Origin of the sequence: Motilimonas cestriensis (genome assembly GCF_021295315.1) — a bacterium.
Classification (GTDB): Bacteria; Pseudomonadota; Gammaproteobacteria; order Enterobacterales; family CBDFNC01; genus Motilimonas; species Motilimonas cestriensis.
The window spans coordinates 111,183-134,702 of sequence record NZ_JAIMJA010000011.1 but is presented as its reverse complement, the minus strand read 5'-3'; the positions used below and the strand labels follow the sequence as shown (position 1 = coordinate 134,702).

Here is a 23,520-nt window from a genome sequence, read left to right as displayed (position 1 = left end):
TGCTTGTTTATTAGTGTTGGAAATTATGGAGATAAAAAAATGGCACTATATGTAAATACCAACGTTGCGTCTCTGAACTCGCAACGAAATTTAACTAAAGCGAGTAATGAATTAAGCACTTCTTTTACTCGTTTATCCTCTGGTCTTAGGATTAACAGTGCAAAAGATGACGCAGCAGGCTTACAGATAGGCACTCGTCTTCAAACACAGGTTAATGGCTTAAATCAAGGTGCACGAAATGCTAATGATGGCATTTCATTGGCTCAGACGGCTGAAGGGGCATTAGAAGAAACAACGAATATGCTACAGCGTATGCGGGTGTTGGCTTTACAATCGGCAAATGGTTCGAATACTTCTGCTGACCGTGCTGCGTTGAATAAAGAGTATACTCAGCTACAAAGTGAAATAGATCGAATTTCATGTACCACCACATTTGGTGGCGTAAAATTGCTAGATGGTACATATTGTGCGGCGTTCCAAGTAGGTCCAGATGCTAACCAGACTATTGATGTAAAAGTTACTTCAGCGATGCTAGTTGCGAATTTAGGCGTTGCAGCTGGAATTTCAACTGCCTCTAATGCCCAAACTGCAATATCCGCATTAGATGGCGCATTATCTGAAGTTAACGATGTACGGGCAGAGCTTGGTGCGAAACAGAACCGGTTTTCTTCCACCATTCGTAACTTAACGAACGTTGCGGAAAACGTTTCAGCATCAAAATCACGTATCATGGACGCTGATTTTGCTCATGAATCTGCAGCGATGGCAAGGAACACTGTTATGCAGCAGGCCGCGAGTACTATGCTTTCTCAAGCAAATCAGCAGCCGCAAATAGCACTATCTCTTCTAAATGGGTGAGGAGTGATCCTCAGCCCCATTTTTGGGGCTTTCCCTTTTTTCTTTTTATTAAATTCCGTTAACCCCTCCCCCTCAATAACTTTTATAGAGCTAATATTCTTTTATTTATCAATGGTATATATTTAATTTAAATAAAGTGATAAAAAATGTTCAAGGATTTTTCCGGCAAGCCGATACAGTTTATGAGCACGAAATAATGGTGCAAACAAACACAAAGGGCTGTGGCAACATCAAGTTTAAGCAGCAGACCCTAGATATCAAGGCTTAATAGGAGAAATACCATGGCTCTTTATGTAAATACCAACGTGCAGTCAATGAACTCACAACGTAACCTAACTAATTCAACTAATAACCTATCACAATCATTTCAACGTCTATCCTCTGGCTTACGTGTCAATAGTGCCAAAGATGATGCTGCTGGTATGCAAATTGGCTCTCGCTTACAAGCTCAGATCAACGGTTTGAACCAAGGTGCGCGTAACGCCAATGATGGTATTTCACTAGCACAAACTGCAGAAGGTGCGCTTGAAGAAACAACCAACATGTTACAGCGTATGCGGGTTTTGGCTCTTCAATCAGCAAACGGATCAAACACATCTGCTGACCGTGCTGCGTTGAATAAAGAATACACTCAACTGCAAAACGAGATTGATCGAATTTCAAGCACGACTACATTTGGTGGCGTAAAACTACTCGATGGTAGTTACACTGCGGCCTTCCAAGTCGGTGCCGATGCTAACCAAACTATTAGTGTGTCAGTTAGTTCTGCTATGACTGTTGCAACTCTTGGTGTTGATGCTGGTATTTCAACATCTGCTAACGCTCAAACCGCTGTTGCTGATTTAGACACGGCATTGGCTACAGTGAATGATGTACGTGCAGAATTAGGTGCGAAGCAAAACCGTTTCTCTTCTACTATACGTAACTTATCAAACATTGCTGAAAATGTTTCAGCGTCAAAATCTCGTATTATGGATGCAGATTTCGCGGCAGAGTCAGCTTCAATGGCAAGAAATACAGTAATGCAACAAGCAGCAAGTTCGATGTTGGCTCAAGCTAATCAACAGCCACAAATTGCGCTATCATTAATTGGTTAATAGTTATACCAATGAAAGTACCCGCGCTAGCGGGTACTTTACGATCTAGAGGATGAGTATTATGAAAACGACCAATCAGATTTACGTTGCAGATCCCTCTTTATTGACTGGTGCTTCTTCATTTAAAAATGATCCTCGAAAATCAGATAACTCAACAATTCTATCCAAAGACACAACTGGAATTGACAGTTCAGTAAGCGCAAGTGTTACCTCAACGAAGCGCGTAGAGGATACAGATAAATTAAAGGATCATAACAACGTTGAGAAAGTGGATAAAGTTGACGTTGAAGACGCAATTTCAACAGTACATAAGTTCATCGATAGTAATAAGCGTGGCGTCAGTTTTTCAATTGATGATTCAACTGAAAAGATGGTTATAAAGGTTATTGACAAAAACACTAACGAAACCGTAAAGCAAATGCCGAGTGAGGAGTTTCTCAAAATAGCTGAAAAAATTAAGGCCCTCGAAACAGATTTTTCCAGCAAAATAGGGATGTTGATTGACGGTATTGCATAATGTATTAGTATGATAATTTTATATAGAGTGAGGTCTAATCATGGCAACTATAGCAGGTATTGGTTCGGGCTTAGACCTTGAAAGTATTATTAACACTTTTGTTCAGGCTGAAAAGTCGCCAAAAGTGCAGAGGCTTAATCAAAAAGAGCTAGATCTTACCGCTCAATTATCAGGAGTCGGTACTCTTAAATCCGCATTATCAAATTTTCAGAAGACCTTATCAAAAATAAGCGATCCAGAATCGTTTTATCAAAACAGTGCTAGCTTTCGCTATCAAGGTAGTAGTTCAGATTCGAGTTCGCAATTAGGCGTAAAAACTGATGGTGTTGTATCGGGTGGTACCTTTAATGTTGAAGTTAATGCATTAGCACAAGGCTCACGCCTTGCTAGCAATTTAGGTGTAGGTACTAATGTTAAGACTGATACTTTAGGTGCAGGGTTTCTAAAATTTTCAGCTGGCTCTGAAGAGTTTGTTGTTGAGGTTGAAGCCGGAGATACTATTGAAAATATTCTGAACAAAGTAAACGATGCTGATAGTAATTTTGGCGTTAAAGCAAATATTATTAATTCTGATGCTGGACCTGTTTTAGTATATAACTCGGAGCTCACTGGCAGTGGGAATACTTTAAACGTTAGTGAAGTTGGCGCTTTAGACGGAACTGGTGTCGGCAGTGGCAACTTGGCATCATTAGCAGCCTCTCTAGATCCTGCTCTCGAGCCTGCAGATCCAGCTGCGGCTGCTGCAGCAGGTTATGCAACGAGTGCGAAAATTTCAGTGGATGGTCAAACCATCACTAGTAATACAAACACATTTGAAAACGCTATTTCTGGTATTACCCTTAACACAACAGAATTAACAAACGGTAGCGCCATAAGTTTGACAGTGGGTACTGACACTGAAGCTATAAAAGAAGTCATCAATGAATTTATAGCGGGTTATAATAAGCTACAAGATACGATGTCAGCTTTAAGTGAACCAAAGAAAGGGGTTATGGCGTTTGACTCTAGTTTGCGCCAGCTTGAATCGACCATGCGAAGCGTTGTTGGTGGCTCAGTAAAAAGCCTAGTAGAAGCTGCAACGGATACCAATGGTGATGGCATTAAAGACCCAACTATGAGTATGCTTTATGATATGGGCATAACCATGAATGAAAGTGGCAGATTGGAAATATCATCAATTGGTTTGGGTGGACAACCCAGCGGACAGCAACGTTTAGATGATGCGATAAAGAATAATCTTTCGAATCTTGGCAAAGTTTTTGCAGGTGGAGATGGTGTTGCGACTAAGCTTAGTAGCCTAACTGGGTCCTATTTGGCTTCAGATGGTGTTGTTAAGAAACGAGAGCAGGCACTAAATGATTCATTAAAAGATATTTCGGATGACCGTATTCAGTTAGATCGTTATATAGAAGACTATGAATCAACACTAAGGAAAAAATACACCGCATTAGACGCAACTGTTGCAAAATATAATGCCACAGGAGCATATCTAGAAAGTGTGCTAAATCCACCTAAAAAAGATAAATAGATCGGAGAGTAAAGATGCGAGCTAATGTTAGGGCTTATAGCCAGATAAGCAAAGAATCAGGAGTGATAGCTGCTGATCCCCACCGAGTTATCCTTATGTTAATGAAGGGATTATTAGACTCTGTAGCAACAGCAAAAGGCTGTATCCAGAGAAAGGATTTTGAGGGAAAGGCAATTGCAATAAATAAAGCCATTAATATAGTTGCAGGTCTTCAAGATGGCATCAATATGGATGTTTATCCAGAGATAGGTAACAATTTTTATCAACTTTACGATTATGTAATCCGCCGGCTAAGTGAGGCTGACTCATCGGGTACTCAACTTGATGAGGTCTATCAACTGATCTCTCCTTTGAAAGAAGCTTGGGCAAATATTTCAGAGTCAGATAAGCAAGAAGCCGAAGAGTTAAGAGCAAAAATGTCAACACCAGAAGCAAAGCATGGCGAATGATCCAAACAGCTTACTTGCTCAAATTGCTTTTTTTTCAGAGCAATCAGAGCAGGCTGTCGAAAAAGGAATGTTTGATGATGCCACTCGCTTACTGGAGTTGCGTCTAGTTGAAATAAAGTCATTTTTTCAAAGCCTCCCTGCTGATACATCTAATCAACACTACGATTTTTTTGTTGCTTTATTAAAAAGCGATCGTAAGAACTTAAAAAAATTAGAACTGCATAAACAAGCCTTAAAAGCACAAGAGCTTAATACTAATAAAACATATAAAGCCATTAATAAGTATATCAATATAAAAGGCTTGTAAGTTACAATTTTAAGGATAGATAATGGAACAGACAGTCCATGTGTCAATTGAAGAAAAAATAGCTCAGATTAAGTATCAAGCACCTGACTACCATGCTCGATTCCAAAAAAATATAGCTGCTTTTGCTGATTATATTCCTGATATCGCAAAATGCTTTGAGCATTACCAGCCGACCAACTTTGAAGTTGCTCTGACAAAAAGTAGCGTAGACCTTGTAAATATTCACAATGATGAGTTACTGTTTCAAGGCGATGCGTATAGAGCTGCATTGATGGATTTTGAGTATTTTCGGGAATTGCCAGAAATTAGTAATTTTACAATAGCTCAAAACGCTTGGAACCCAGCTAAATTTATTCATGTTGATCAACTTTTTAAGTTGACAGAGCTAGAAAAAGATCACTGGCAAAGAGTGGGTAAGCAGCGTAATCCATTACCTGAATCTTTTGGTTTATTGATATGCTTCGGGTTAGGAACGGGGTTTTTCCTAGAACCACTAATGGCAGATCACAAAGCTAAACGTATTTATATTTATGAACCTAATCAGGATTTTTTCTACTCTTCTCTATATCTAATTGATTGGGCATCTATTTTAAAACAACTTGATGAGCAGGGGAGCTCTATACACTTATGCTTGGGGGGTAATGAAAATGAATTTTTCTCAGACTTGGGCAATGAATTATTTGTGAAGGGACGTTATGATTTGTCCCTTAGCTTTTTATATAAGCATTATCAAAGTGTGGAAATTGATAAAGCGTTTAAACTCTTTCAGCAAAAATCTTACTCACTCGTTTATGGCTTTGGTTTTTTTGATGATGCCCTTATTGCGGTTTCTCACTTCTATCACCTGCTCGAACAAGGCGTATCTTGTATAGAAAAAAAATCTCCAATTGAGGACAATGTAAATATTCCTGTATTTATTTGTGCCAATGGGCCTTCACTTGATAAAAATATTGCTTTAATTAAAAAATTCAATTCTCAGATTATAGTTGTTAGCTGTGGTACTGCCCTAAGGGCTTTATTGAAAAATGATATCGTACCTGATTTTCACATTGAGCAAGAGCGAACCGCGACTACTTACGGTATTGTTAGCGCTTTACCGCATGATGTCTTAAAACAAATAAACTTCCTCGGCAGTAGTATTTTATCACCAGATGTCCCTAGCTTATTTAAGCGGAGCATGTTTTCACTTAAGGTTGATGAACCATCAACTATATTGGCTAATCAAGTTGGTGGTGAGGCTGCTAAAATACATCAGATGTTATTCAGCAACCCAACAGTAACGAACTGCGCTTTAAGTGTTCTTCATGCCGTTGGTTTCAGAACCTTCTATTTTGTTGGCACTGATCTAGGGTTTCCAAAAGGTCAGCATCACAGTAAAGACAGTATATATTACGACCAAGAGGGTAAAGAGAAAGGTTTGTTCAATATTAAGAATAAAACTTCTATAACCGTTCCTGGCAACTTTGGTGGGGAAGTGGAAACTAGTAATGTTTTTGGTTATTCGATGGAGTCTCTCAGTGGGTTTATTCGATTGGCTGGTGATGTTCGTTGCTATAACTTGAGTGATGGGGCATACATTCATGGTGCCAACCCTATGCGAGCTGAAAATGTGTACTTTGAACCTGTCGCATTAGACAAACAGCAGTTAATTGATAATATTTATGAATATTATTCTTTGGCACCTGAAGGAATTGCGCAGGCGATTAAAACGAAGTTAGATACTCTTGATTTTGAATCGTTTGTTGATGATGTTATTGCGTATACAGAGGTTGAGGTAAATGATCGTTTTGAAGCTATAACTAATATGTATAGCCAATTCTCATATGTCGTTGCAGGTGGCCGTGACAAGAATATTTACTTTAGAGATATGATGCGCGGTAGTTTATTATATACTCACACCCTTATTTCTCGAATGCTTATTTCAGCCGAAGACCAAGACGATGGTTTAGAGTCTTACAAAAAAGGCATGAAGATAGTTGCTGAATATATGCGAAAAGCTAAAGCTAAGTATAAAGAAGAGTTACTTTCAGTTGACCAAACTCCGGTCCATGAACTCTGGCGTAAATAATAGTAGGAATTATATTTTGCCTTTTTTAAATCATGAATTATTTGTGATTGCCGAGTTATCCGGCAATCACAATCAAGATTTTGATTTAGCCATCCAAATGGTCGAGGCGGCGGCGCAAGCTGGCGCTGATGCGATTAAGTTACAAACTTACACCGCAGAAACCATGACCCTAGATTTACGTCAAGGTGAATTTGTTATCCAAGAAAAGGATAGCCTCTGGTCTGGCCAATCTTTATATGATCTTTATGGTAAAGCTTCTACACCATGGCAATGGCATAAAGCCTTGTTTGATAGAGCACGTGAACTGGGCATGCTTGCCTTTAGTTCACCCTTTGATAGTAGTGCGGTAGATTTTCTCGAATCGCTAGATGTCCCTTGTTATAAAATAGCGTCATTTGAAAACACCGACATTCCGCTGTTAAAAAAGGTCGCCGCAACGGGCAAGCCTATTATTTTGTCAACTGGTATGGCTAGTTTAGCCGAAATAGATGAAGCAGTTAGCTGTTTACGCCAGCATGGTGCGGGCGAAATAGCCTTATTAAAATGCACCAGTACCTATCCTGCAGCGGCGACTGACACTAATTTGCTGACTATTCCACATATGCAGCAAGCCTTTGCTTGTCCTGTTGGTTTATCTGATCATACCCAAGGCATCGGCGCAGCAATAGCATCTGTTGCCTTAGGTGCAAGGATTATCGAAAAACACTTTGTGCTGGATCGTAGTCAAGGTGGTGTTGATGCAGAATTTTCCATAGAGCCTAATGAACTTAAGAGCTTAATTATAGAAAGCCGCCGCGCCATTGATGCCCTTGGCCAAGTTACTTATGGTGGTACGGCAAAAGAGGAAGCGGCAAAACGTTACCGTCGCTCTATTTATGTGGCAAAACCGATCAAGCAAGGTGAGCGTTTTAATGAGCAGAACTTGCGCATCGTTCGTCCTGGGTTAGGCCTTGCTCCCAAATATTGGGAGCAAGTGCAGGGTAGAGTAGCCGCCCAAGATCTTGAGGTGGGAATGCCACTTGATTGGACTTTGTTAGACTAAGGATATGGCAAACCTGCAGATATTAGTTCGTGTCGATGCTAGTCATGAGATAGGCTTTGGTCACTTAATTCGCTGTCTTGCATTAGCTCAGGTATTAGTACAACAAGGTGAAAAAGTCAGCTTTACTGGTCATTTTTGCCTGCAAGCCAAGGAGTTACTAGCAAAATACTCAATTCTTCCCTTCGCCGATGAAGCGACAGCTATCTTGCTAGCAAAGCAATTTGATGGCGTCGTCTTAGATAGTTATCAACTGACAGGCCAACAAATTGCCGCTTATGGCCAAGCAACTGTAAGCCTACTACTGGATGATGAGGATAATCGAGGGGGCCTTTCCGCAAGTATGTTGACTAACCCTATTGCTGGCAAGGCTTACGCTCATTTTACTGGGGATAAATTGATCGGCTCATCATTTGCCATATTAAGGCAGCAATTTTGTTTAACTCCATTTGTTGAAGTAACCAGCCGAGACCGGATATTAGTTATGATGGGCGCGAGTGACGTTGCCAAGTTGACGTTACCCGTTTGCAAATTATTGCAAGCTTGGAGCTATGCTGAGTTATTGGATGTCATCATAGGACCTGCGATATCTAATGCCGATGAAATAGTTAGTTGGTGTCAACGTCATCAGGTTAGCTATTTCAATAATGTGGAGAATATGGCGCAGCGTATGCAAAATTGTCGTTTTGCTGTGACCGCAGCTGGCGGCTCTTTATTTGAATTGGCCAAAGCGGGCATACCTTGTTTTGCGTATGCCGTTACGCCAAATCAATTGCCGGCAGTGGAGCAAGGCAAACAGCAAGGTTGGCTCGACTTTCAAATGGTTGAAAATGCAGAGCAATTAGATCATGTAAGGCTGAAATCCTTTTTAGAAGATACCTTAAATAGCCCAAGTGAGTTGCTACAACGTAGTCAAGCTGCGAGTGCTGCCGTGGATGGCCAAGGTGCGATGCGCATTGCAACCTTGCTTATCGAGCAAATTCTGGTGACAAAAAGGTAAAAACTTTAGTGCTAGCGCATATTGCTTGCTTGCTAACCTTCACAAAGCAGTGAAAACATCTCACAATAGCTAGCATAGATAAATCAATGGATTAGCTGGTCATGAAACAAGCAATCTCAGCATATAAAATGGTGCTTCGAGACATTGCCGCAGACGATATCGAAACGTTGCGGCAATGGCGTAACCAGCACGATATTCGCAGCCAAATGCTAGATCAGCAATTAATTACAGTGCAACAACAGCAGGTTTGGTTTAAAGGGTTAGCTCAGCAAAAGTCGCAGCAACATTTTGCGCTGGAATATAAAGGGCAATTGGTTGGTTATGCCAATATAAAATCACCAACTAAGATGCCTTTACAGCAAGCTGGGCAAATTCTGGAAACTGGCTTATACCTAGGCGCGGCTAAATACCGGGGCACATTTCTTGCTTTTTGTGTTGCCTTGGCCTTAACCGATTATTGTTTTGATGAACTCAAGGCGAAGCAGCTGATCGCCACTGTGTTGCCCAGTAATCAGGCGGCTTTAAATTTTAATCAGCAATTGGGCTATGTGATAGATAATCAAGATAATGAGCAGGTTTCAATGACGTTGGCATTAGCTGACTATGAGGCCAGCAAAGCGAAATTAACACGGTTTATTAGATAATGACAAATAACGAAAAATTAGTGCATTTATTCAGTGAAGCCTTAACCATAGCGCCAGAGCTGGTGGTTGATTCATTACAATACAACACTATCCCGCAGTGGGATTCAACGGCACACATGGTGCTGATAGCGCAGCTTGAGGCCGAGTTTGAAATCATGCTCGATACCGATGACATTATCGACATGAGCTCGGTAGCCAAGGCCCGCGAAATTTTAGCGCGTTACGATATCGAATTTTAATATGCAGCGCCTTGTTAATAAAACCGTTGTTATCATAGGGGCCAGTCAGGGTATAGGTTTAGCCATGGCTGAGCTGATGCTAAGCGAAGGCGCAAAAGTGATAGCTGTTGCGCGCAGCAAAGACAAACTTGAACAGCTAGCTCAGCGCTTAGAAAAGTTAGACATTTATCCTCTGGATATTACCCAAACCGACAACATCAAGCCGTTTTTTGTTTGGCTGCAAAAACAAGGAGGGCTTGATGTGTTAATTAACAATGCGGGTATCATGGAGCCCAAGGGGTTTGGCTTTATCAAGAGTGATAATCTGCAGCAAAGCTTTGCCACTAATCTGTTTGCTTTATTTCCCCTTAGCCAATTTGCCGCCAGATTGATGAGCAAAAAAGGCGGCAGCATTATTAATGTAAGCTCGGTGCTGGCACAAAAAGCCACCTTAGGCCAAGCCGTTTATAGCGCTAGCAAGGCAGGTGTTGAAGCTTTGACCAAAAATCTTGCCCTTGAGCTGGCCGGTCAAAAAGTACGCGTCAACGCCATTGCCCCTGGCAGCATAGACACATCGTTACTGGACAATTTAACTGAGCAGACTTTGGCGCAAACCTTAGCCGACATTCCCATGCAGCGTTTGGGTTTACCTCAAGAGGTCGCACAATTGGCACTATTTCTTGCCAGTAATGAAAGCCAATATATCACTGGGCAAGTGATCGCTATCGATGGTGGCTGGAGTTTATGAGGTATCTTGCCCCTCATTTTCAGCACCAAGGTATTGCATTGATTGACAATGAGCTGCAGCTGAAATTCAGTGAGCTGACTAATCATTTTGCGCACTGCCTTTTGCCACTTCAAGGCAAGCCTAGGCAGCTAATTGCCATTGAAATGGATAACTCGTTAGCTGCAACCTTGATGTATCTTGCCTGCCTTGATGCCGGCCATGTTGCGTTATTGCTCGATGCCAAACAAGCCCGCGAACAAAAAGCGGCGACGATTGCGCATTTTCAAGCCAATTACTGTTATTCAAGTGCTGCAGGGCTGGAATTACAAAGCGAACTCACTCATAGCTTGGCCAATGAACTAGCCCTGATGCTAGCCACCTCGGGCTCAACAGGGACGGTAAAATACGTCTGTTTATCGCTGCAAAATATTATCAGTAACGCCCAGTCCATCATTGAATATTTAGACATAACGCCAACAGAGCGCGCGATCACTAGCTTGCCCTTGCATTACTCATATGGTTTATCTGTGTTGCATTCCCATTTATTCGCTGGGGCGCAAACGGTATTAACCAGTGAGTCGGTCATGAGCAAAGGCTTTTGGGCGTTAATGAAAGAGCAGCAAATATCCCATTTGGCGGCGGTACCCGCGCAATACCAAATGCTCGCTCGGCTTAAATTAGAACAAATGGACTTACCCCATCTAACCACGCTCACCCAAGCAGGTGGTCGCTTAAGTGATTCATTAGCTAGCCATTTTGCGACTTGGGCCAAACGAAGCCAAAGACGCTTTTTTATTATGTATGGCCAAACCGAAGCCACGGCGCGTATAGCGTATTTAAATCCAGCTAAAGCAGGCACTAAACCGGGTTGTATTGGCCAAGCGATCCCAGGTGGTACTTTGAGTCTGCGAGGGGATAATGGGGAGTTAATAACAGTAGCCAAACAACAAGGCGAGCTGGTTTATCAAGGTGGTAATGTTATGCTGGGGTATGCAGGCAGCCTGTCTGACTTGAGTCATTTTCCCCCTCTGGAGCAACTGCATACGGGGGATCTTGCATATCTGGATGACGACGGTGATTTTGTTATTAGCGGCAGAATTAAACGCATCATTAAATTACAAGGCGTGCGCTTTAGTCTGGATGAGTTAGAGCAGAGGCTGCAACAAGACTGTTATTCAACTCTGGTCACCTTGGGTGAAGATGAAAACCTGCTGGTGGTGAGTGTGGGTGATGTAAGCCAACAAGAGATAAAACAGTTTTTGCGGTTAACCTTTGCCATCCACCCGAGCTTGGTTCGGATCAAACAAGTCAGCGAATTGCCGTTACTCAGCAATGGCAAAATAGATTATCAAACCCTGTTGCTAAATAGCAAAGTGGACACTTGAGCATGATTGAGATTGATTTTGATGCCATTTATAGCCAAAGCAAGGAGCAAAAAAATGCGACTTTGTTGGCGCAGTTCAATCAATTGACCGAATTTCATTATCAGCACTGCCAGCTATATAAAAATATTATTGATACCTTAGGATTAGCGCCCACCAATGGCTGCCTAGAGCTGGTGCCGTTCTTAAGTACTCAGTTGTTTAAAGAGTTAGAGCTGGTGTCTGTACCTAAATCGCAGATCATTAAAACCTTAACGTCATCGGGTACGACTTCTGCCAAGGTGGCTAAAATTTATCTCGATGCTGATACCGCGAAACTGCAAGCTAAGTCTTTGGTTAAGATCATGCAGTGCTTTAGCGGTAAACAGCGCTTGCCTATGCTGTTTATGGAGCCGAGTAACTTGATTGCTGATCGCCGTGGCTTTTCGGCGCGTGGCGCTGGTGTGCAAGGGTTTGCATTATTAGGGCGCGATCATCACTATGCGTTGAACCCTGATATGTCAATTAATTGGCAGCAACTTGAGCAATTCTTTACTAAGTATCAAGGCCAAAAAGTCCTTATTTTTGGCTTTACCTTTATGATCTGGCAATATTTTTACCAAGCTGTTAGCGCCAGCGGCAAAACCTTGCCGCCACTTGATGCTATTGTCTTTCATGGTGGTGGTTGGAAAAAACTTGCTCATTTAGCGGTTGGTAAAACGCAGTTCAATCAAGCCATGCAGCAGTTATTTGGCAAAGCCAAGGTACACAATTTTTATGGCATGGTGGAGCAAACCGGCTCCATCTTTGTGGAATGCGAACATGGCCACTTGCATGCCCCCAATTGTGCCGACATTATTTTGCGTAGCGAACAAGATCTCTCTGTGATTAATGATTTTGGCCAACAGGGCATCATCCAAGTGTTATCGGCATTACCCCACAGCTACCCAGGCCACAGTATTTTAACCGAAGACTTAGGGCGCATATTAGGTGAAGACACTTGCTCCTGTGGCAGAAAAGGGCGCTATTTTGAAGTGCTAGGCAGGATTAAAAAGTCGGAAAACCGAGGCTGTAGCGACACTTACCAAGAGGTGAGTCATGACTGACGCCGCTATATTACAGCAAGTAAGGGCCTGTAAAACTCAGCCGATCTTAGCCCCGTTTTCCCCTTTGATTATTGAGTTTTTGCAAACTCTAAGTCAGCGTTTATTACAACAGCGAGATAAGCCTGAGGTGATGAGCTTAGGCTTTTGGCTGCGCCGCGCACAAGTGATGCAAATGGCAAAAGATTTGCCGAACAATGCCAAAGCGCGCGGGTTAGCATTTCATATCACCCCTGCGAATGTAGATACGCAATTTGTCTATTCTTGGGCGCTTTCATTACTTTGCGGTAACCTAAATGTCGTCAGGCTAAGCCAGCGTCGCGGTGACGTGGCGTTTTTACTTGAACGTATTATTAAGGAAACGCTAGCGAAACCTGCTTATCAAGCTATTGAGTCGGGCAATATATTTGTTGAGTATCCCAATAACAGCCCACTGACCGCCGAGCTCAGTAGTTTTTGTGATTTAAGGATCATCTGGGGCGGTGATGAAACCATCAAGCGGATCCAAAGTTTCCCGATACCTGCCCATGCTCACGAAGTCAGCTTTGGCAACAAAATATCCGGCGCTTTATTGGATGCAAAAACTATCTTAGAGCTTGATGACATAAAGTCCTTAGTGCACAACTTCTATAATGATGTGTATTGGTTTAATCAACAAGGGTGCTCATCACCTAAATTGATATTTTGGTTGGGGGCCGACGATAATATTGCTAAAGCAAAGGTGAAATTTTGGAGTAGCTTAAATGCATTGTTTATAAGTAAACAAACGAGTTTCATTGCCTCTGTCACGGAGCGCTATGCATTAAAGCAACAATTTGCTGCGGCGCATATCCCTTGTCCAGACAACATAGATTCAATATTTTTGCGCTTTGCTTTAGTGAATGGCGTTCAATATCAGGATATACCACGTCATTTAGGTCAAGGCTTGTTCTATGAGCGAGATATCAACACCATCGATGAGTTAGAACAATACCTGCCAGCTTATTTCCAAACGTTAATAACCAATGTTCTAACTGATTCTGCGTTAACTTGTGTGCGGCAAGATAAAGCTATCTTGAGGTTAGCCGATATTGGCCAAGCCTTAGCATTTTCCCATCACTGGGATGGGATGAACTTGCTAGAAGAGTTTTGTGACAGGAATTGATATCAAAAGCCTTAGGCTAGTCTTGCCAGTTATGATGCCAACTGGGTAGCTTGACCTTTGCTTCATAAAGCGCCGCATCCGTTGGTGTATCCACCTCAACCCAGCCACCATCTATAGCAACGGCACCGACTTGAACACCGATGGTAATAAGCTTGGAAATGAGGGTTGTCATGTCTAGCAGATTAAGTTTGTTTTCACTTAAACTGAGCAAATAGCGTTTAATTCTTTGCCATGCAGGTGGCGTTATTAACATTAGCCCCATATATTGACCTTGAATGTCGTTAAGTTGGTCAGTTTTATTGCCTATTTCGGTTACTAACCCTTGCTGCTGTATAAAGGTTTCGGCATCGGAAAGAGGATCATCAAATCGCTCTGCCCATAAAGCGTGCCAAGCAACGTCATAGCTAATTGCAAACTCATGGTGGCAATTCATCAAGGCACTGACTATTTTTGACTGATAGGCTATATCACCATAGGAAATAATAGTAGGCGCTTGGCATAAAACTTCATCTCCACAAAGCAAACTTCGCACCATGTTACTGGTTTGCCAGTTAGGGTTTTCAATCATGTTATCGCCATAACCCAAAAGGTGGTGGGATTGATATCCGCCAATGAGAGTAATATGTTTAACGCTGGCAGTTTTTAGTGAACTGATCTGCCACTCAAGTAATGGCTTACCGGCTAACTCGGTAAGAGGCTTAGGTTTGTCCTTGGTCATTGAGCCAAGGCGTGAGCCTCGCCCTGCAGCTAAAATAATGGCTTGCACATTAACTCCTTAAGAAAATAGCCAGTTAAAAAGGTGGCGATCAAATTCACTTATTCTGTCATCGCGCTCTGGATGCCACATTATACCTACAATGGGAAGACCTTTGTGACGAATGCCTTCACATTCTTGCTGACAGTATGCAAAGCCGATGAGTTCCTTTGGGAGCGGCGCAGCGAGTGACAGACCATGATAAGAATTAACCTCGTGGAGGCTATTACACACCCATGGAAAAGCCGAGGTGATATTGATTGCATGGCGTTTCGCTATATGAATAGCGGGATCCGCCTGAATTAGCTTACCTGAAAAATAGTGGTGGATTAGCTGTGCGCCTCGGCAAATGCCAAGTACAGGTAACTTGTGCTTGATACAGTGTGCAAGCAGTGCGAGCTCTGTTTCATCACGCAGGGGATCATCACCGATGGAATCTCCTCCAGACAAAATAAGCCCAGCCAATTCCCATTGTTGAAAATATGCCACTGTTTCTTTGCCTAAGCTCGGGAGCAAAAGCCAATTATGGTTATCATTTAATTGGTTAAAAAACGTATACCAATCGCGTGCTAAACCATCGCGAGGCTCATGATATTGGCTGGCATTACATGTTCTTAGCGTGATCCCTATTCGTTTCATGGTTACAGTTTTACTCTAAAATTTGACTATGGTCTTGTCACGGCAATTAAGTGAAACTTTGCCACCCGTATTGAGACGTTGAAATAGTTGCTCGCCACAACCAATTGCCGCGGCGATGGAGAACTCGGCACAGCGGATCGCCATATGTGAGTTCGTACCTCCATATTGGGTGATTAAGCCTGCGATATTTTTAGTAAAAATCCAATCATAACCAGGATCAGCATTCTCGATACAAACTATTTTTCCAGTTAGTTCAACAGATACAGGTGTATGTTGGTTTAATCGAAACACTTCGGCCTCAACGACATTCGCAGTGATGAAGTTAGGTTGTGCACGATGTTGTGGTATCACATAGATATCATTAGGGTGGCTGATAATGTGCCCTAACTTTAGGTAAGCGGATTGCTGATACAGCTGTTGGTTTTGATTAACCAGATTAAGCCAAACCCTGTCTGCATCATCAAGAACAGGGGCATAGAGTGAATCGACTATGGTTCGTATGTCTAAAAATGACAAATTATCACGAGATAGGCCAACGCGGGCTCCCCAAAGTGTTAGGCTAGCTAATGCATCGGATAAATCGCGAGTGAAGACAAATTTGGCATATTCCCTAGCTTGGATGGCCTTTACTGCATACTCAATGAGTTGATTAGCATTGATCGGCCAGTTTTTTTCTGACAACAATTTTTGTAACTTTGATAATTCCTCTGGCTGCCAATGCTGACTTATTGCTTGCCTCGCAATAGTCTTTGCATCATGGTGCTCAAACAGATCACTACGTTCATCGTAACGAAGGGAGGTGATGTCATAGGTACCAGGGCGAAGGTGGCCAAATTTTTTCAAAAATGATACTTGAGAGCTAGAGCCTGTGGTGACTTGGCTATAAGCAGTGGTTAGTTCGGTAGAGATTGTATGTATAGAACGCTTCCATTGCTGCAGTTTGTCATACGAGATGACTGTTTTGCGACTTGCGGAGCGGAGTATGGACTCGGCAATGAAGGCATGACGAGCTAAAATAGCAAAAAAGTGCGCGCCCGTTTTAGCCATATCTAAGCGTGTTTTAATATCGCTAAGATCGACAGTGATTGCGGGGTCTTTTTTCAACTGTTGTTGTTTTATTTTGTTGATCTCATTTAGCGCGTGCTCAAGTGTTCCTAAGCCTCGCCCTTGAATGCATTTAAAGGTTAATGCACTTAATGTATTAAAGTATGTTTCTTTTTCATCGTTTGAGAGAATATTTTGGTAACGGGAGTCGAATTCTTCCAAGCTACAAAAATCGAGGCAAGTTTGAGCTATTTCAAATTCAACTTTATCGTGCCATTGTGGGTGTTGTTGCAATCGGGCCAGCCAAGCATTTACCAGTTTTTCACCGATTTTGCTCGGTAAATTGGCGGGTAAAAATGAATTAAAGCTTAACCTAACATCCACGTAAGGTTGATGTCCAAGCATTACCATCAGTGGTTCATTGCGTGGTTGATGGTAGCCCATGTTATGTCTAGCGACCCGCCATGTTTCATCAGTGATCAAGTAGCGATAAAGTGAGCTAGCTAAGGGGTTTGGACTCGTACCTATGATCTCCGCGGGGTTCCAATCAGGCATATTGGCTAACATGCCTTGCTCGCCATACACCCCCTGTTTAGGGCTTAGCCGCTGTTTGAGGTAATCTTTAATGTGTCCGAGTTGCCTTTCGACACAACGCTCAGACAATGGGTGCCATGTCTTATATAACGAGATTCGCCGAACTTGCAGTACATACACTTGCTCCTGACTGTCAACAGCAAACTCAATATCTAATGGCACATGATTGAACGCCGATTCAAGTTCTTTACAGGCTTCGATTACAGCGATAAGACGCGGTGACTTTAATTGAGATAACGGGGTATTACGATATATGTGTACGGTTTTTTGGATACCAATACCACCGGTGATGGTATCAGTAAGGCCACTTTCATCATCGTAGTTAACAATATAGTAGGGGGCGCCGTGTTGTAAATCATGGGTCATCACCACACCACTCATTTGGATATCAAGCAGCATGGGCTGAATCAAAACCTGATTTTGGCTATGAGGGTGATGACGGAATGAGTCAATTACTTGTTCAATTGCGTGACGCAAAGCTTGGCTATCTGAAGCACACACATTGAGTACGCTGACAAATGCACCAGCCATTGAATGTTCAGCACCATCTTCATTTTGCGCGCTGCTGCGCACGACCAACTCTTTAGAGGCTGGTAGGCGGGCAATCTTAGCTAAGCATTGCTGTGGCGATGCTAACCATTGTTGCTCGGTGAAATACACTAAAGGCAGCACCTTCGATTTATCGACTCGTTCAATGAGTCGCTCAAGGGTTTCTGACTTAGTGCCAAAGTGAAGTGGACTGTTTTGCATCTATGGCTCCTGCTCATCTATACGTTGCAAGGCTAAGTGTTTTAATAATGGATGAATAATGTAGTATGCCGGATAAGTTGTAGTTTGTTCTACAGGGACTATCTCATTGGGGCTAAGCTGCCAGTGTAGTAGTGTTTCAACTAAAAGATCTGCTCTGATAGCATTGTCATACAAGTAATCAACATCCATATTCGCAGGCGGTAACGGATACTTTTTTCTTGCAAGGATTGGACCTGTGTCTATTTCTTGACGCAAATAAATAGCGCTAGCGGCACAAGATTGGTGCTCTATTACCTCATGATACAAGGTGGTACTGCCGCGATATTGTGGCAGCCAGCCACTGTGTATGTGTAAAACTTGGGTTAAATTAAGTAGCTCATTTGGCACTATTTGGCCACCGTAACCTGAATAGACCCAAACTTCTGAATTTGAGTCTTGTATCTCTTTAATCAGTGAAGATGACTTTAAACTTGTTTCAGATACGCTCACAACGGGGCAGTTGAACTCCTTGGCAATATCAAATCCATTTAAGGTGAGATTAGGGCAGTACACAGAGCCTAGAGCTCGAAGCCCTAAATCACGATTTGAGCTGATTGGTTTTGTTATCTGGCCATAAAAAATGATCTTTTCGGGGATAAGGTTTGCCTTGAGCAGGGCTTGCAAATAGGCTGACGATCTCGCTGTATGGGCACATAGCAGGCTAAATTGTTTCATCTTTATTTCCTGTCATGAGTTGCAACACCATCGCTTGCTCTTTTTCGAGTAACCATGCGAAATGGCAGGATTGTGAAGAGTCCATTAGAGCTAACTGGCTTGTTAAGCTATCACATAACTTGAGTAAGCAACTTAATAAGTAGCTAGCTTGAGTTTGTTGCCACTGATGCACCAAGGCTTCACCCAATAATAAATAGCAAGTAAGTGAATGATAGCCCGCGCCTTGAGACGGGCGAAAAGGAAGTGAAGTTTCATACTCAGTAAATAAACGCTTACTCACCTCAAATTTTTTAATAAAAATGACGAGCCAATCTTCATTTTTTTGGCATATCTTCCCTTGTCTGAGTTCTAAACAGATATTTGTAAGTAGTAACTCACTTGCATAGTTTGCTTGATTAGTTAAGTTAACAGGCTTGACTAAAGATAATGGGCGTGGATTATCTAACTGCTGAAGAGTGCTTTGCCGAGCCCGTTGCCATTGTGCTAAGAGATCGGGTTGATAAGCTGAATATTGGTAGCTTTGCGGTTGGTCAAATAAATTTCCCTGATCATAGGGGTAAGTCATCGTTAAATCCTGCATACATTTCTTATTTTTTCTACATATTCGTCAAGTCGCTGCTCTTCAAATGTATTAGATATTATTAAATCTGGCATGTTGGGTGGGGTGTAGGGAATATCAATTCCAACGACATTACTTTCTTGCTTGTTTATGGCTTTTTCGTAAAGCCCTTTGTTATCACGTTCAATTAGTGTTTCTATGGGAACGTTGATAAATATTTCTTTATAATCAGTAAATAAGCTTCTGTTTAATTCATTAATGTCTTGGAACATGGATATAGCACAGCAAATAACATGCATGCCTTCTTTATCCAACCAATGGCAAAGCGCCTGTAGCCGCTGTGCACTTTTTCTTCTTCCAGCTAAGCTGTAGTCGCTGGCTTGATTGTCATGCTGAAAAACAGAGCGGATCTTATCGCCATCTAACATGATAGTATGTTTATGTTCGGGTTTTAGCGCATCGTAAAGAGCTTGTCCAATGGTGGATTTTCCTGAGCCAGAAAGCCCGACTAACCAGATAATCATAATTCTTACTCCAATCTATCTAGTACGTCAGATAAAGAAGACCAGTGCCAATAGTCATCTGAAAGTTCATGGACCAATGCAGAGTTCACATCAGGCATTTCATTCAGACAGGTGTGCAATGCGTTTTGGCTTTTAATAAATGTATCGGCTAAAGCTGGGGTTGTACAAAAACCCTCAAAATAAAACTGACCTTTATCATTAACCTTATGATTACCACGGATCCAGATATCTCTGCCCTGTTTTAAAATTTTCTGATAGCAATCGTCAAAATCTTCCTTACTTATATATCGCACACCCAAACCGGTACCAATTTGAGTATCTAACTCTTCATTCAAACTGATTGAGTAGTCAAAAAGGGTGATTTCACCTTTGGCCATGAATTCAAACAGTTGCTCAGCTGTTCTGATTGCATAGAGTAAAGTAATTCCCTTTGCGAATGCACAGCCGAGACTATCGGGGAGCTCGTTGGCCTTAGAGCTGGTTTGGATTTGGTAATCGCCATGCATCTTAGTCGCAAAGAAGTTGAAAAATTCAGATATATCAAAGCCATACCATGCTATTTCTTTGAGGTTGACATTTTTAGGAAAGTAAAAGCCAATATGGCGGCTTATTTGCTGACAAAGCACCATTGCATCGATACAACCGAATAACGTTTGTCCAAGTTCGTAATAGCTATTTTGAGTTAAAGATAGTGCTATCAATTTATTAAAATTAAAAACAATGTCATCTCTATGGTGTACCTGTTGATAGGTTTCGAGTGCTTTAAAGATATCATTTAGACTATAATGCTGGGACATTAGATGATAAGTATATATGTCATTAGAATAGCGACTGTGCATTAACCAATCATAAGCTTGTTGATGAGTACGAGAGTCATAAACCTTACGTGTTTTTGTTGCTTCATTATACGAACCAAATTCAAGGAAGCTGTGAGAGTTACTTTCATTCATATTTTATTCGCCGTTTAATATCTGACCGTATTTTAGAGTGAGGTTAACCAGTAACACAGAAATATCATCGGGAGCGATTGCATAAATATTTAGTGCAGAATCCCCTTTAAGCTGATGATATATTTCTTCAACGTAGGCATGAGAAGTGATAATGACATCTTGATTCATTTCTTTTTTTCTCAAAGATTCAAATGATGAAATTTTTATCCCTTCAATATTCTGCTCGAATTTACTAGGGTTGCTATCACTAATACCTAAAATGCTAGATTTAATTGCTTTAGGTGCATGCGTTAAGTATTGCTTACAGGTTACGCCTGAGCCATACATAATGATGGGTTTTTCTGGCTTTGAAAAAATTAACTTTTTTATATTGAATAATTTTTCTTTTGTGGGCTGATTTGTTGGCTTTTTAGGAGCTGGCGTGAAACTTGAAGATAACCAACGGATACTTTCAGGTAATTCCGTGGTTGTTTTAGCGCTTTCTTTTAGTACATAAGCTAATACTGACTTTCCTTTATCTTGCCACCAGATATCGATAGCAGCTTGGATGTCATAATCTAAATTATAGTCACTTGTTATCAGTTTATAAAAAATATCAAGACAGATTTTGTAATAATAATCGTGTAAAGAAACAGCTCGGCTGTAACTGTCTGCTGCGAGTAAATAGCCAAGAGGCCAGTTTGGAAACTTGGCGCAAAGCGCTTGAAAAGCCATATTGGCTGTACGAGCAGATAAAATATTTAAACAGAGAAAAGGGATTAAAGGTTCCTTTTCGGTGTTTAATGAATAACTAGTCCATTCTAGAGGGGGGCGATTTTGGATGATATGTTCAAGGTGGTTTACAAGGTATTTAATGCTTTCACCTGGATTATGGATGCCCTCACTTCGACAATTTTCGATTATCTTTTGTCGTGAAAAAGGCTGGTTTTTTCCAATAATTTTTTTAATTTCTGAAGTTAAGTTTTCTATAGAAGAATCAGAAAATTGTGCCGGGTTGATTGATAAGGTTTCTGTTAGGTCATCAGGTTTACAAATGATAGACATATTGCCTGTAGCATAGCCAAATAAATGCTGGCTATATGCTCGATGGCAAACCATTACTTCTCCCCTAGAATAATCCTCTATATATGAATCTGCGATACTATAGATAAAGTTAACATACTCCCTTGCTTCAGTGACGATGTCATTAAGCAATTTTGACTCTCTATCTAAGTGATGAGGGCGAAAAATAATGTCGTGTTCAGGAAAACTCTTCAATAAGGAGAATAGTGTTGGTTTTATGAGAGAAGCAACCCAATCTTGTTCTATTTCTAGATATGATAGGTGATAAATTATAGCCTTTTTTTTATCTTGGTTAGCTTCAACAGTATCTATAAACGCGTCTAGTTTAGGCTGACCAAAAGGAATTTCCACTATGCTATTGTGTTGATGACTTCTCAATTGAAGGGGAAAGTCATTGTAATAAGTTTTCGTTGGTTGTTTGATTTGCTCAACAGCACTTAAAATGTAGTCAAAATCAAACCCTCCACCATAGGTTTTTATTGTTTTTTCTAATGGGATGTCAAGACCATGTGGGAGGCCTATTTTTATTGATTCGGGTGGTATAAAGTTGAAGTTTATATAATTTGATTCCTGGATTAAGTATATATCACATTCTAGTTTAGGCTCGAAATCTAATGTGCTTATGGACTGCTGGTTTATGTATATTATATGTGGTTCTATATTTCTTTTATCTCTAATTGAGTTGAATATGGCAGTTATATGATTTTTCGATATTGTAGAAGAAGGTATTATTCCAAGTTTAATCATATTGCCGCCTTTATGATGTTTTTATCTATTAATATGGTTTTATATATATATGTTATATTTTTTCAATATATATAGAGTGGATAGTGCCTTCCTTAATACTGTTGGTTATTTCTTCTAAGTAGTTTGGATTCATAACTAGTACGGTATCGTTGTGTTTACAGTTTTGATAAAAATATTCAGGAGAATTAATCATTAATAATGTCGAAGGTGTATATTTGTTTTGTTTGCTTGGATTGCTATCAATGACTCCAACAATATTGCTAAAGGTTGAAGGTGATAATTCGGATAAATGTTTTAAAAAGAGTACTCCCTTTGTTGCAGCCCCCCAAATCCAGATTCTATCTTCATCTTTTATTTTTTTTATGCTCTCTTTAAATGATGAAGTAAACTGAGACATAAAATAAGGTTTCCATCTATCTTCTTTGTGGAAGTCACACCATTCTCTATCATTTATAGAATTAAGGTTAGCTAGACAATATTGATATTGTCCACCAAAAAAGCTCCCATGAGAGATAGTGTTAGTAAATAATGAAAGTAAAGATTTCTTCGAGAAATAATTAACATGCTCATAAGTAAAATCAAATAGTACTTTATTATCTTCTATCCAGTCAAAAAGTGGCACTTCAATGAATATTAGTGCTGATGAATTAAAAACATTCTTTAGTAATAACAAAAACGAATAAGGAGATTCTATGTGCTCAAGAGTGTGCCTCAGTACAATTATGTCAGCATAAAATCGATCTTTAGATGTGAGGTAACGCTTTTCAATATTTGGGTCGCTTCCTTCATATGAAGCATCAACACCATGATAAATAAAATAGTTATCCTGCTTAACTATTTCTAAAAAAGTCCCTTTCCCACAACCGACTTCAAAAAGTATACTGCCTTCTGGTCTAGCACTTTTAATTATGTTGTAAACTTCATGCATGTGTTGTTGGAAAAATATTGAGCTGCTCTGATCGTTTTGATAATTTTCTTCATAAGAAATGAGTGTTTTATCGAATAATGAATTTCTAACAAAACCAAATGAACCAAAAGATTTAAGCAAAAACTCTCCCTCCTGCCTTATCTGTTGATCTAACTCAGGAGAATTTGGGTTTAGAGGCAAATTTATCTTTTTCAT

Annotated in this window: 24 protein-coding genes; 15 read left to right on the top strand and 9 right to left on the bottom strand. The window is 40.8% G+C overall.

Translation table 11 applies throughout. The features are described 5' to 3' along the window. Positions 1-39: 39 nt before the first annotated feature. The 15 genes from K6Y31_RS12310 to K6Y31_RS12240 all read left to right on the top strand — a co-directional run bounded on the left by K6Y31_RS12310 (position 40) and on the right by K6Y31_RS12240 (position 14,060). Positions 40-858, top strand: a complete 819-nt coding sequence (locus K6Y31_RS12310; RefSeq protein WP_233053110.1) for a flagellin N-terminal helical domain-containing protein — start codon at positions 40-42, stop codon at positions 856-858. 281 nt (positions 859-1,139) lie between these two features. Next, complete coding sequence (locus K6Y31_RS12305; protein WP_233053109.1) at positions 1,140-1,955, top strand: flagellin N-terminal helical domain-containing protein; 816 nt, start codon at positions 1,140-1,142, stop codon at positions 1,953-1,955. A 61-nt stretch (positions 1,956-2,016) separates the two neighbouring features. Beyond that, the gene (locus K6Y31_RS12300) at positions 2,017-2,472 is read left to right on the top strand and encodes a flagellar protein FlaG (RefSeq protein ID WP_233053108.1); all 456 of its coding nucleotides are present in this window, start codon (positions 2,017-2,019) and stop codon (positions 2,470-2,472) included. Positions 2,473-2,512: 40 nt separating this feature from the next. Continuing rightward, complete coding sequence (fliD, locus tag K6Y31_RS12295; protein WP_233053107.1) at positions 2,513-4,000, top strand: flagellar filament capping protein FliD; 1,488 nt, start codon at positions 2,513-2,515, stop codon at positions 3,998-4,000. Positions 4,001-4,014: 14 nt separating this feature from the next. Next, positions 4,015-4,449 (top strand): flagellar export chaperone FliS, encoded by a 435-nt coding sequence (fliS, locus tag K6Y31_RS12290; protein WP_233053106.1) that lies wholly within the window; start codon positions 4,015-4,017, stop codon positions 4,447-4,449. Next, positions 4,439-4,756 carry a hypothetical protein gene (locus K6Y31_RS12285; RefSeq protein ID WP_233053105.1) on the top strand — a complete coding sequence of 106 codons (318 nt, stop codon included), beginning with the start codon at positions 4,439-4,441 and terminating at the stop codon, positions 4,754-4,756. The genes fliS and K6Y31_RS12285 overlap by 11 nt, the downstream gene beginning before the upstream one ends. Positions 4,757-4,778: 22 nt before the next feature. Continuing rightward, entirely contained in the window at positions 4,779-6,824 is a 2,046-nt protein-coding gene (locus K6Y31_RS12280; RefSeq protein ID WP_233053104.1) for a motility associated factor glycosyltransferase family protein, read from the top strand. Between the two features lie 16 nt (positions 6,825-6,840). After that, complete coding sequence (gene pseI / locus K6Y31_RS12275; protein ID WP_233053103.1) at positions 6,841-7,866, top strand: pseudaminic acid synthase; 1,026 nt, start codon at positions 6,841-6,843, stop codon at positions 7,864-7,866. A 4-nt stretch (positions 7,867-7,870) separates the two neighbouring features. Continuing rightward, on the top strand, positions 7,871-8,863 hold the full coding sequence (locus K6Y31_RS12270; RefSeq protein WP_233053102.1) for a PseG/SpsG family protein: 993 nt from the start codon (positions 7,871-7,873) through the stop codon (positions 8,861-8,863). Positions 8,864-8,964: 101 nt separating this feature from the next. Further along, positions 8,965-9,507, top strand: coding sequence for a GNAT family N-acetyltransferase (locus K6Y31_RS12265; protein WP_233053101.1), 543 nt, complete (start codon positions 8,965-8,967; stop codon positions 9,505-9,507). Beyond that, positions 9,507-9,746, top strand: coding sequence for an acyl carrier protein (locus tag K6Y31_RS12260; RefSeq protein ID WP_233053100.1), 240 nt, complete (start codon positions 9,507-9,509; stop codon positions 9,744-9,746). Before K6Y31_RS12265 ends, K6Y31_RS12260 begins: the two co-directional genes overlap by 1 nt. 1 nt (position 9,747) lies before the next feature. Then, a complete protein-coding gene (locus K6Y31_RS12255; RefSeq protein WP_233053099.1) occupies positions 9,748-10,473 on the top strand; it encodes an SDR family NAD(P)-dependent oxidoreductase in 726 nt (241 codons plus the stop codon). Continuing rightward, on the top strand, positions 10,470-11,837 hold the full coding sequence (locus tag K6Y31_RS12250; RefSeq protein ID WP_233053098.1) for an AMP-binding protein: 1,368 nt from the start codon (positions 10,470-10,472) through the stop codon (positions 11,835-11,837). Before K6Y31_RS12255 ends, K6Y31_RS12250 begins: the two co-directional genes overlap by 4 nt. Before the next feature lie 2 nt (positions 11,838-11,839). Further along, complete coding sequence (locus K6Y31_RS12245; RefSeq protein WP_233053097.1) at positions 11,840-12,919, top strand: LuxE/PaaK family acyltransferase; 1,080 nt, start codon at positions 11,840-11,842, stop codon at positions 12,917-12,919. Beyond that, entirely contained in the window at positions 12,912-14,060 is a 1,149-nt protein-coding gene (locus K6Y31_RS12240) for an acyl-CoA reductase (RefSeq protein ID WP_233053096.1), read from the top strand. The genes K6Y31_RS12245 and K6Y31_RS12240 overlap by 8 nt, the downstream gene beginning before the upstream one ends. A gap of 16 nt (positions 14,061-14,076) precedes the next feature. On the opposite strand, the gene K6Y31_RS12235 is transcribed toward K6Y31_RS12240, so the two are convergent. From K6Y31_RS12235 to K6Y31_RS12195, 9 genes are read right to left on the bottom strand one after another with little or no spacing between them, the layout of a single operon-like run. After that, positions 14,077-14,826: a phosphocholine cytidylyltransferase family protein gene (locus K6Y31_RS12235; protein WP_233053095.1), complete on the bottom strand. Its 750-nt coding sequence runs from the start codon at positions 14,824-14,826 to the stop codon at positions 14,077-14,079. Between the two features lie 9 nt (positions 14,827-14,835). Continuing rightward, the gene (locus K6Y31_RS12230; RefSeq protein ID WP_233053094.1) at positions 14,836-15,453 is read right to left on the bottom strand and encodes a gamma-glutamyl-gamma-aminobutyrate hydrolase family protein; all 618 of its coding nucleotides are present in this window, start codon (positions 15,451-15,453) and stop codon (positions 14,836-14,838) included. A 15-nt stretch (positions 15,454-15,468) separates the two neighbouring features. Further along, entirely contained in the window at positions 15,469-17,841 is a 2,373-nt protein-coding gene (locus K6Y31_RS12225; protein ID WP_233053093.1) for a PEP-utilizing enzyme, read from the bottom strand. Then, complete coding sequence (locus K6Y31_RS12220) at positions 17,842-18,555, bottom strand: formyltransferase family protein (RefSeq protein ID WP_233053092.1); 714 nt, start codon at positions 18,553-18,555, stop codon at positions 17,842-17,844. Further along, on the bottom strand, positions 18,542-19,120 hold the full coding sequence (locus K6Y31_RS12215; protein WP_233053091.1) for a hypothetical protein: 579 nt from the start codon (positions 19,118-19,120) through the stop codon (positions 18,542-18,544). Before K6Y31_RS12215 ends, K6Y31_RS12220 begins: the two co-directional genes overlap by 14 nt. A 2-nt stretch (positions 19,121-19,122) precedes the next feature. Continuing rightward, positions 19,123-19,638: an adenylyl-sulfate kinase gene (locus K6Y31_RS12210; RefSeq protein WP_233053090.1), complete on the bottom strand. Its 516-nt coding sequence runs from the start codon at positions 19,636-19,638 to the stop codon at positions 19,123-19,125. Between the two features lie 5 nt (positions 19,639-19,643). Then, on the bottom strand, positions 19,644-20,588 hold the full coding sequence (locus K6Y31_RS12205; RefSeq protein WP_233053089.1) for a hypothetical protein: 945 nt from the start codon (positions 20,586-20,588) through the stop codon (positions 19,644-19,646). 3 nt (positions 20,589-20,591) lie between these two features. Continuing rightward, complete coding sequence (locus tag K6Y31_RS12200; RefSeq protein WP_233053088.1) at positions 20,592-22,397, bottom strand: hypothetical protein; 1,806 nt, start codon at positions 22,395-22,397, stop codon at positions 20,592-20,594. 52 nt (positions 22,398-22,449) lie between these two features. Beyond that, positions 22,450-23,520, bottom strand: a complete 1,071-nt coding sequence (locus tag K6Y31_RS12195) for a class I SAM-dependent methyltransferase (RefSeq protein WP_233053087.1) — start codon at positions 23,518-23,520, stop codon at positions 22,450-22,452.

Bases quoted from the DNA above. Each gene is read 5' to 3' on its own strand.
- K6Y31_RS12310 (WP_233053110.1), top strand. From the start codon at position 40: ATGGCACTATATGTAAATACCAACGTTGCGTCTCTGAACTCGCAACGA.
- K6Y31_RS12305 (WP_233053109.1), top strand. From the start codon at position 1,140: ATGGCTCTTTATGTAAATACCAACGTGCAGTCAATGAACTCACAACGT.
- K6Y31_RS12300 (WP_233053108.1), top strand. From the start codon at position 2,017: ATGAAAACGACCAATCAGATTTACGTTGCAGATCCCTCTTTATTGACT.
- fliD (WP_233053107.1), top strand. From the start codon at position 2,513: ATGGCAACTATAGCAGGTATTGGTTCGGGCTTAGACCTTGAAAGTATT.
- fliS (WP_233053106.1), top strand. From the start codon at position 4,015: ATGCGAGCTAATGTTAGGGCTTATAGCCAGATAAGCAAAGAATCAGGA.
- K6Y31_RS12285 (WP_233053105.1), top strand. From the start codon at position 4,439: ATGGCGAATGATCCAAACAGCTTACTTGCTCAAATTGCTTTTTTTTCA.
- K6Y31_RS12280 (WP_233053104.1), top strand. From the start codon at position 4,779: ATGGAACAGACAGTCCATGTGTCAATTGAAGAAAAAATAGCTCAGATT.
- K6Y31_RS12270 (WP_233053102.1), top strand. From the start codon at position 7,871: ATGGCAAACCTGCAGATATTAGTTCGTGTCGATGCTAGTCATGAGATA.
- K6Y31_RS12265 (WP_233053101.1), top strand. From the start codon at position 8,965: ATGAAACAAGCAATCTCAGCATATAAAATGGTGCTTCGAGACATTGCC.
- K6Y31_RS12260 (WP_233053100.1), top strand. From the start codon at position 9,507: ATGACAAATAACGAAAAATTAGTGCATTTATTCAGTGAAGCCTTAACC.
- K6Y31_RS12255 (WP_233053099.1), top strand. From the start codon at position 9,748: ATGCAGCGCCTTGTTAATAAAACCGTTGTTATCATAGGGGCCAGTCAG.
- K6Y31_RS12250 (WP_233053098.1), top strand. From the start codon at position 10,470: ATGAGGTATCTTGCCCCTCATTTTCAGCACCAAGGTATTGCATTGATT.
- K6Y31_RS12245 (WP_233053097.1), top strand. From the start codon at position 11,840: ATGATTGAGATTGATTTTGATGCCATTTATAGCCAAAGCAAGGAGCAA.
- K6Y31_RS12240 (WP_233053096.1), top strand. From the start codon at position 12,912: ATGACTGACGCCGCTATATTACAGCAAGTAAGGGCCTGTAAAACTCAG.
- K6Y31_RS12230 (WP_233053094.1), bottom strand. From the start codon at position 15,453: ATGAAACGAATAGGGATCACGCTAAGAACATGTAATGCCAGCCAATAT.
- K6Y31_RS12225 (WP_233053093.1), bottom strand. From the start codon at position 17,841: ATGCAAAACAGTCCACTTCACTTTGGCACTAAGTCAGAAACCCTTGAG.
- K6Y31_RS12220 (WP_233053092.1), bottom strand. From the start codon at position 18,555: ATGAAACAATTTAGCCTGCTATGTGCCCATACAGCGAGATCGTCAGCC.
- K6Y31_RS12215 (WP_233053091.1), bottom strand. From the start codon at position 19,120: ATGACTTACCCCTATGATCAGGGAAATTTATTTGACCAACCGCAAAGC.
- K6Y31_RS12210 (WP_233053090.1), bottom strand. From the start codon at position 19,638: ATGATTATCTGGTTAGTCGGGCTTTCTGGCTCAGGAAAATCCACCATT.
- K6Y31_RS12205 (WP_233053089.1), bottom strand. From the start codon at position 20,588: ATGAATGAAAGTAACTCTCACAGCTTCCTTGAATTTGGTTCGTATAAT.
- K6Y31_RS12200 (WP_233053088.1), bottom strand. From the start codon at position 22,397: ATGATTAAACTTGGAATAATACCTTCTTCTACAATATCGAAAAATCAT.
- K6Y31_RS12195 (WP_233053087.1), bottom strand. From the start codon at position 23,520: ATGAAAAAGATAAATTTGCCTCTAAACCCAAATTCTCCTGAGTTAGAT.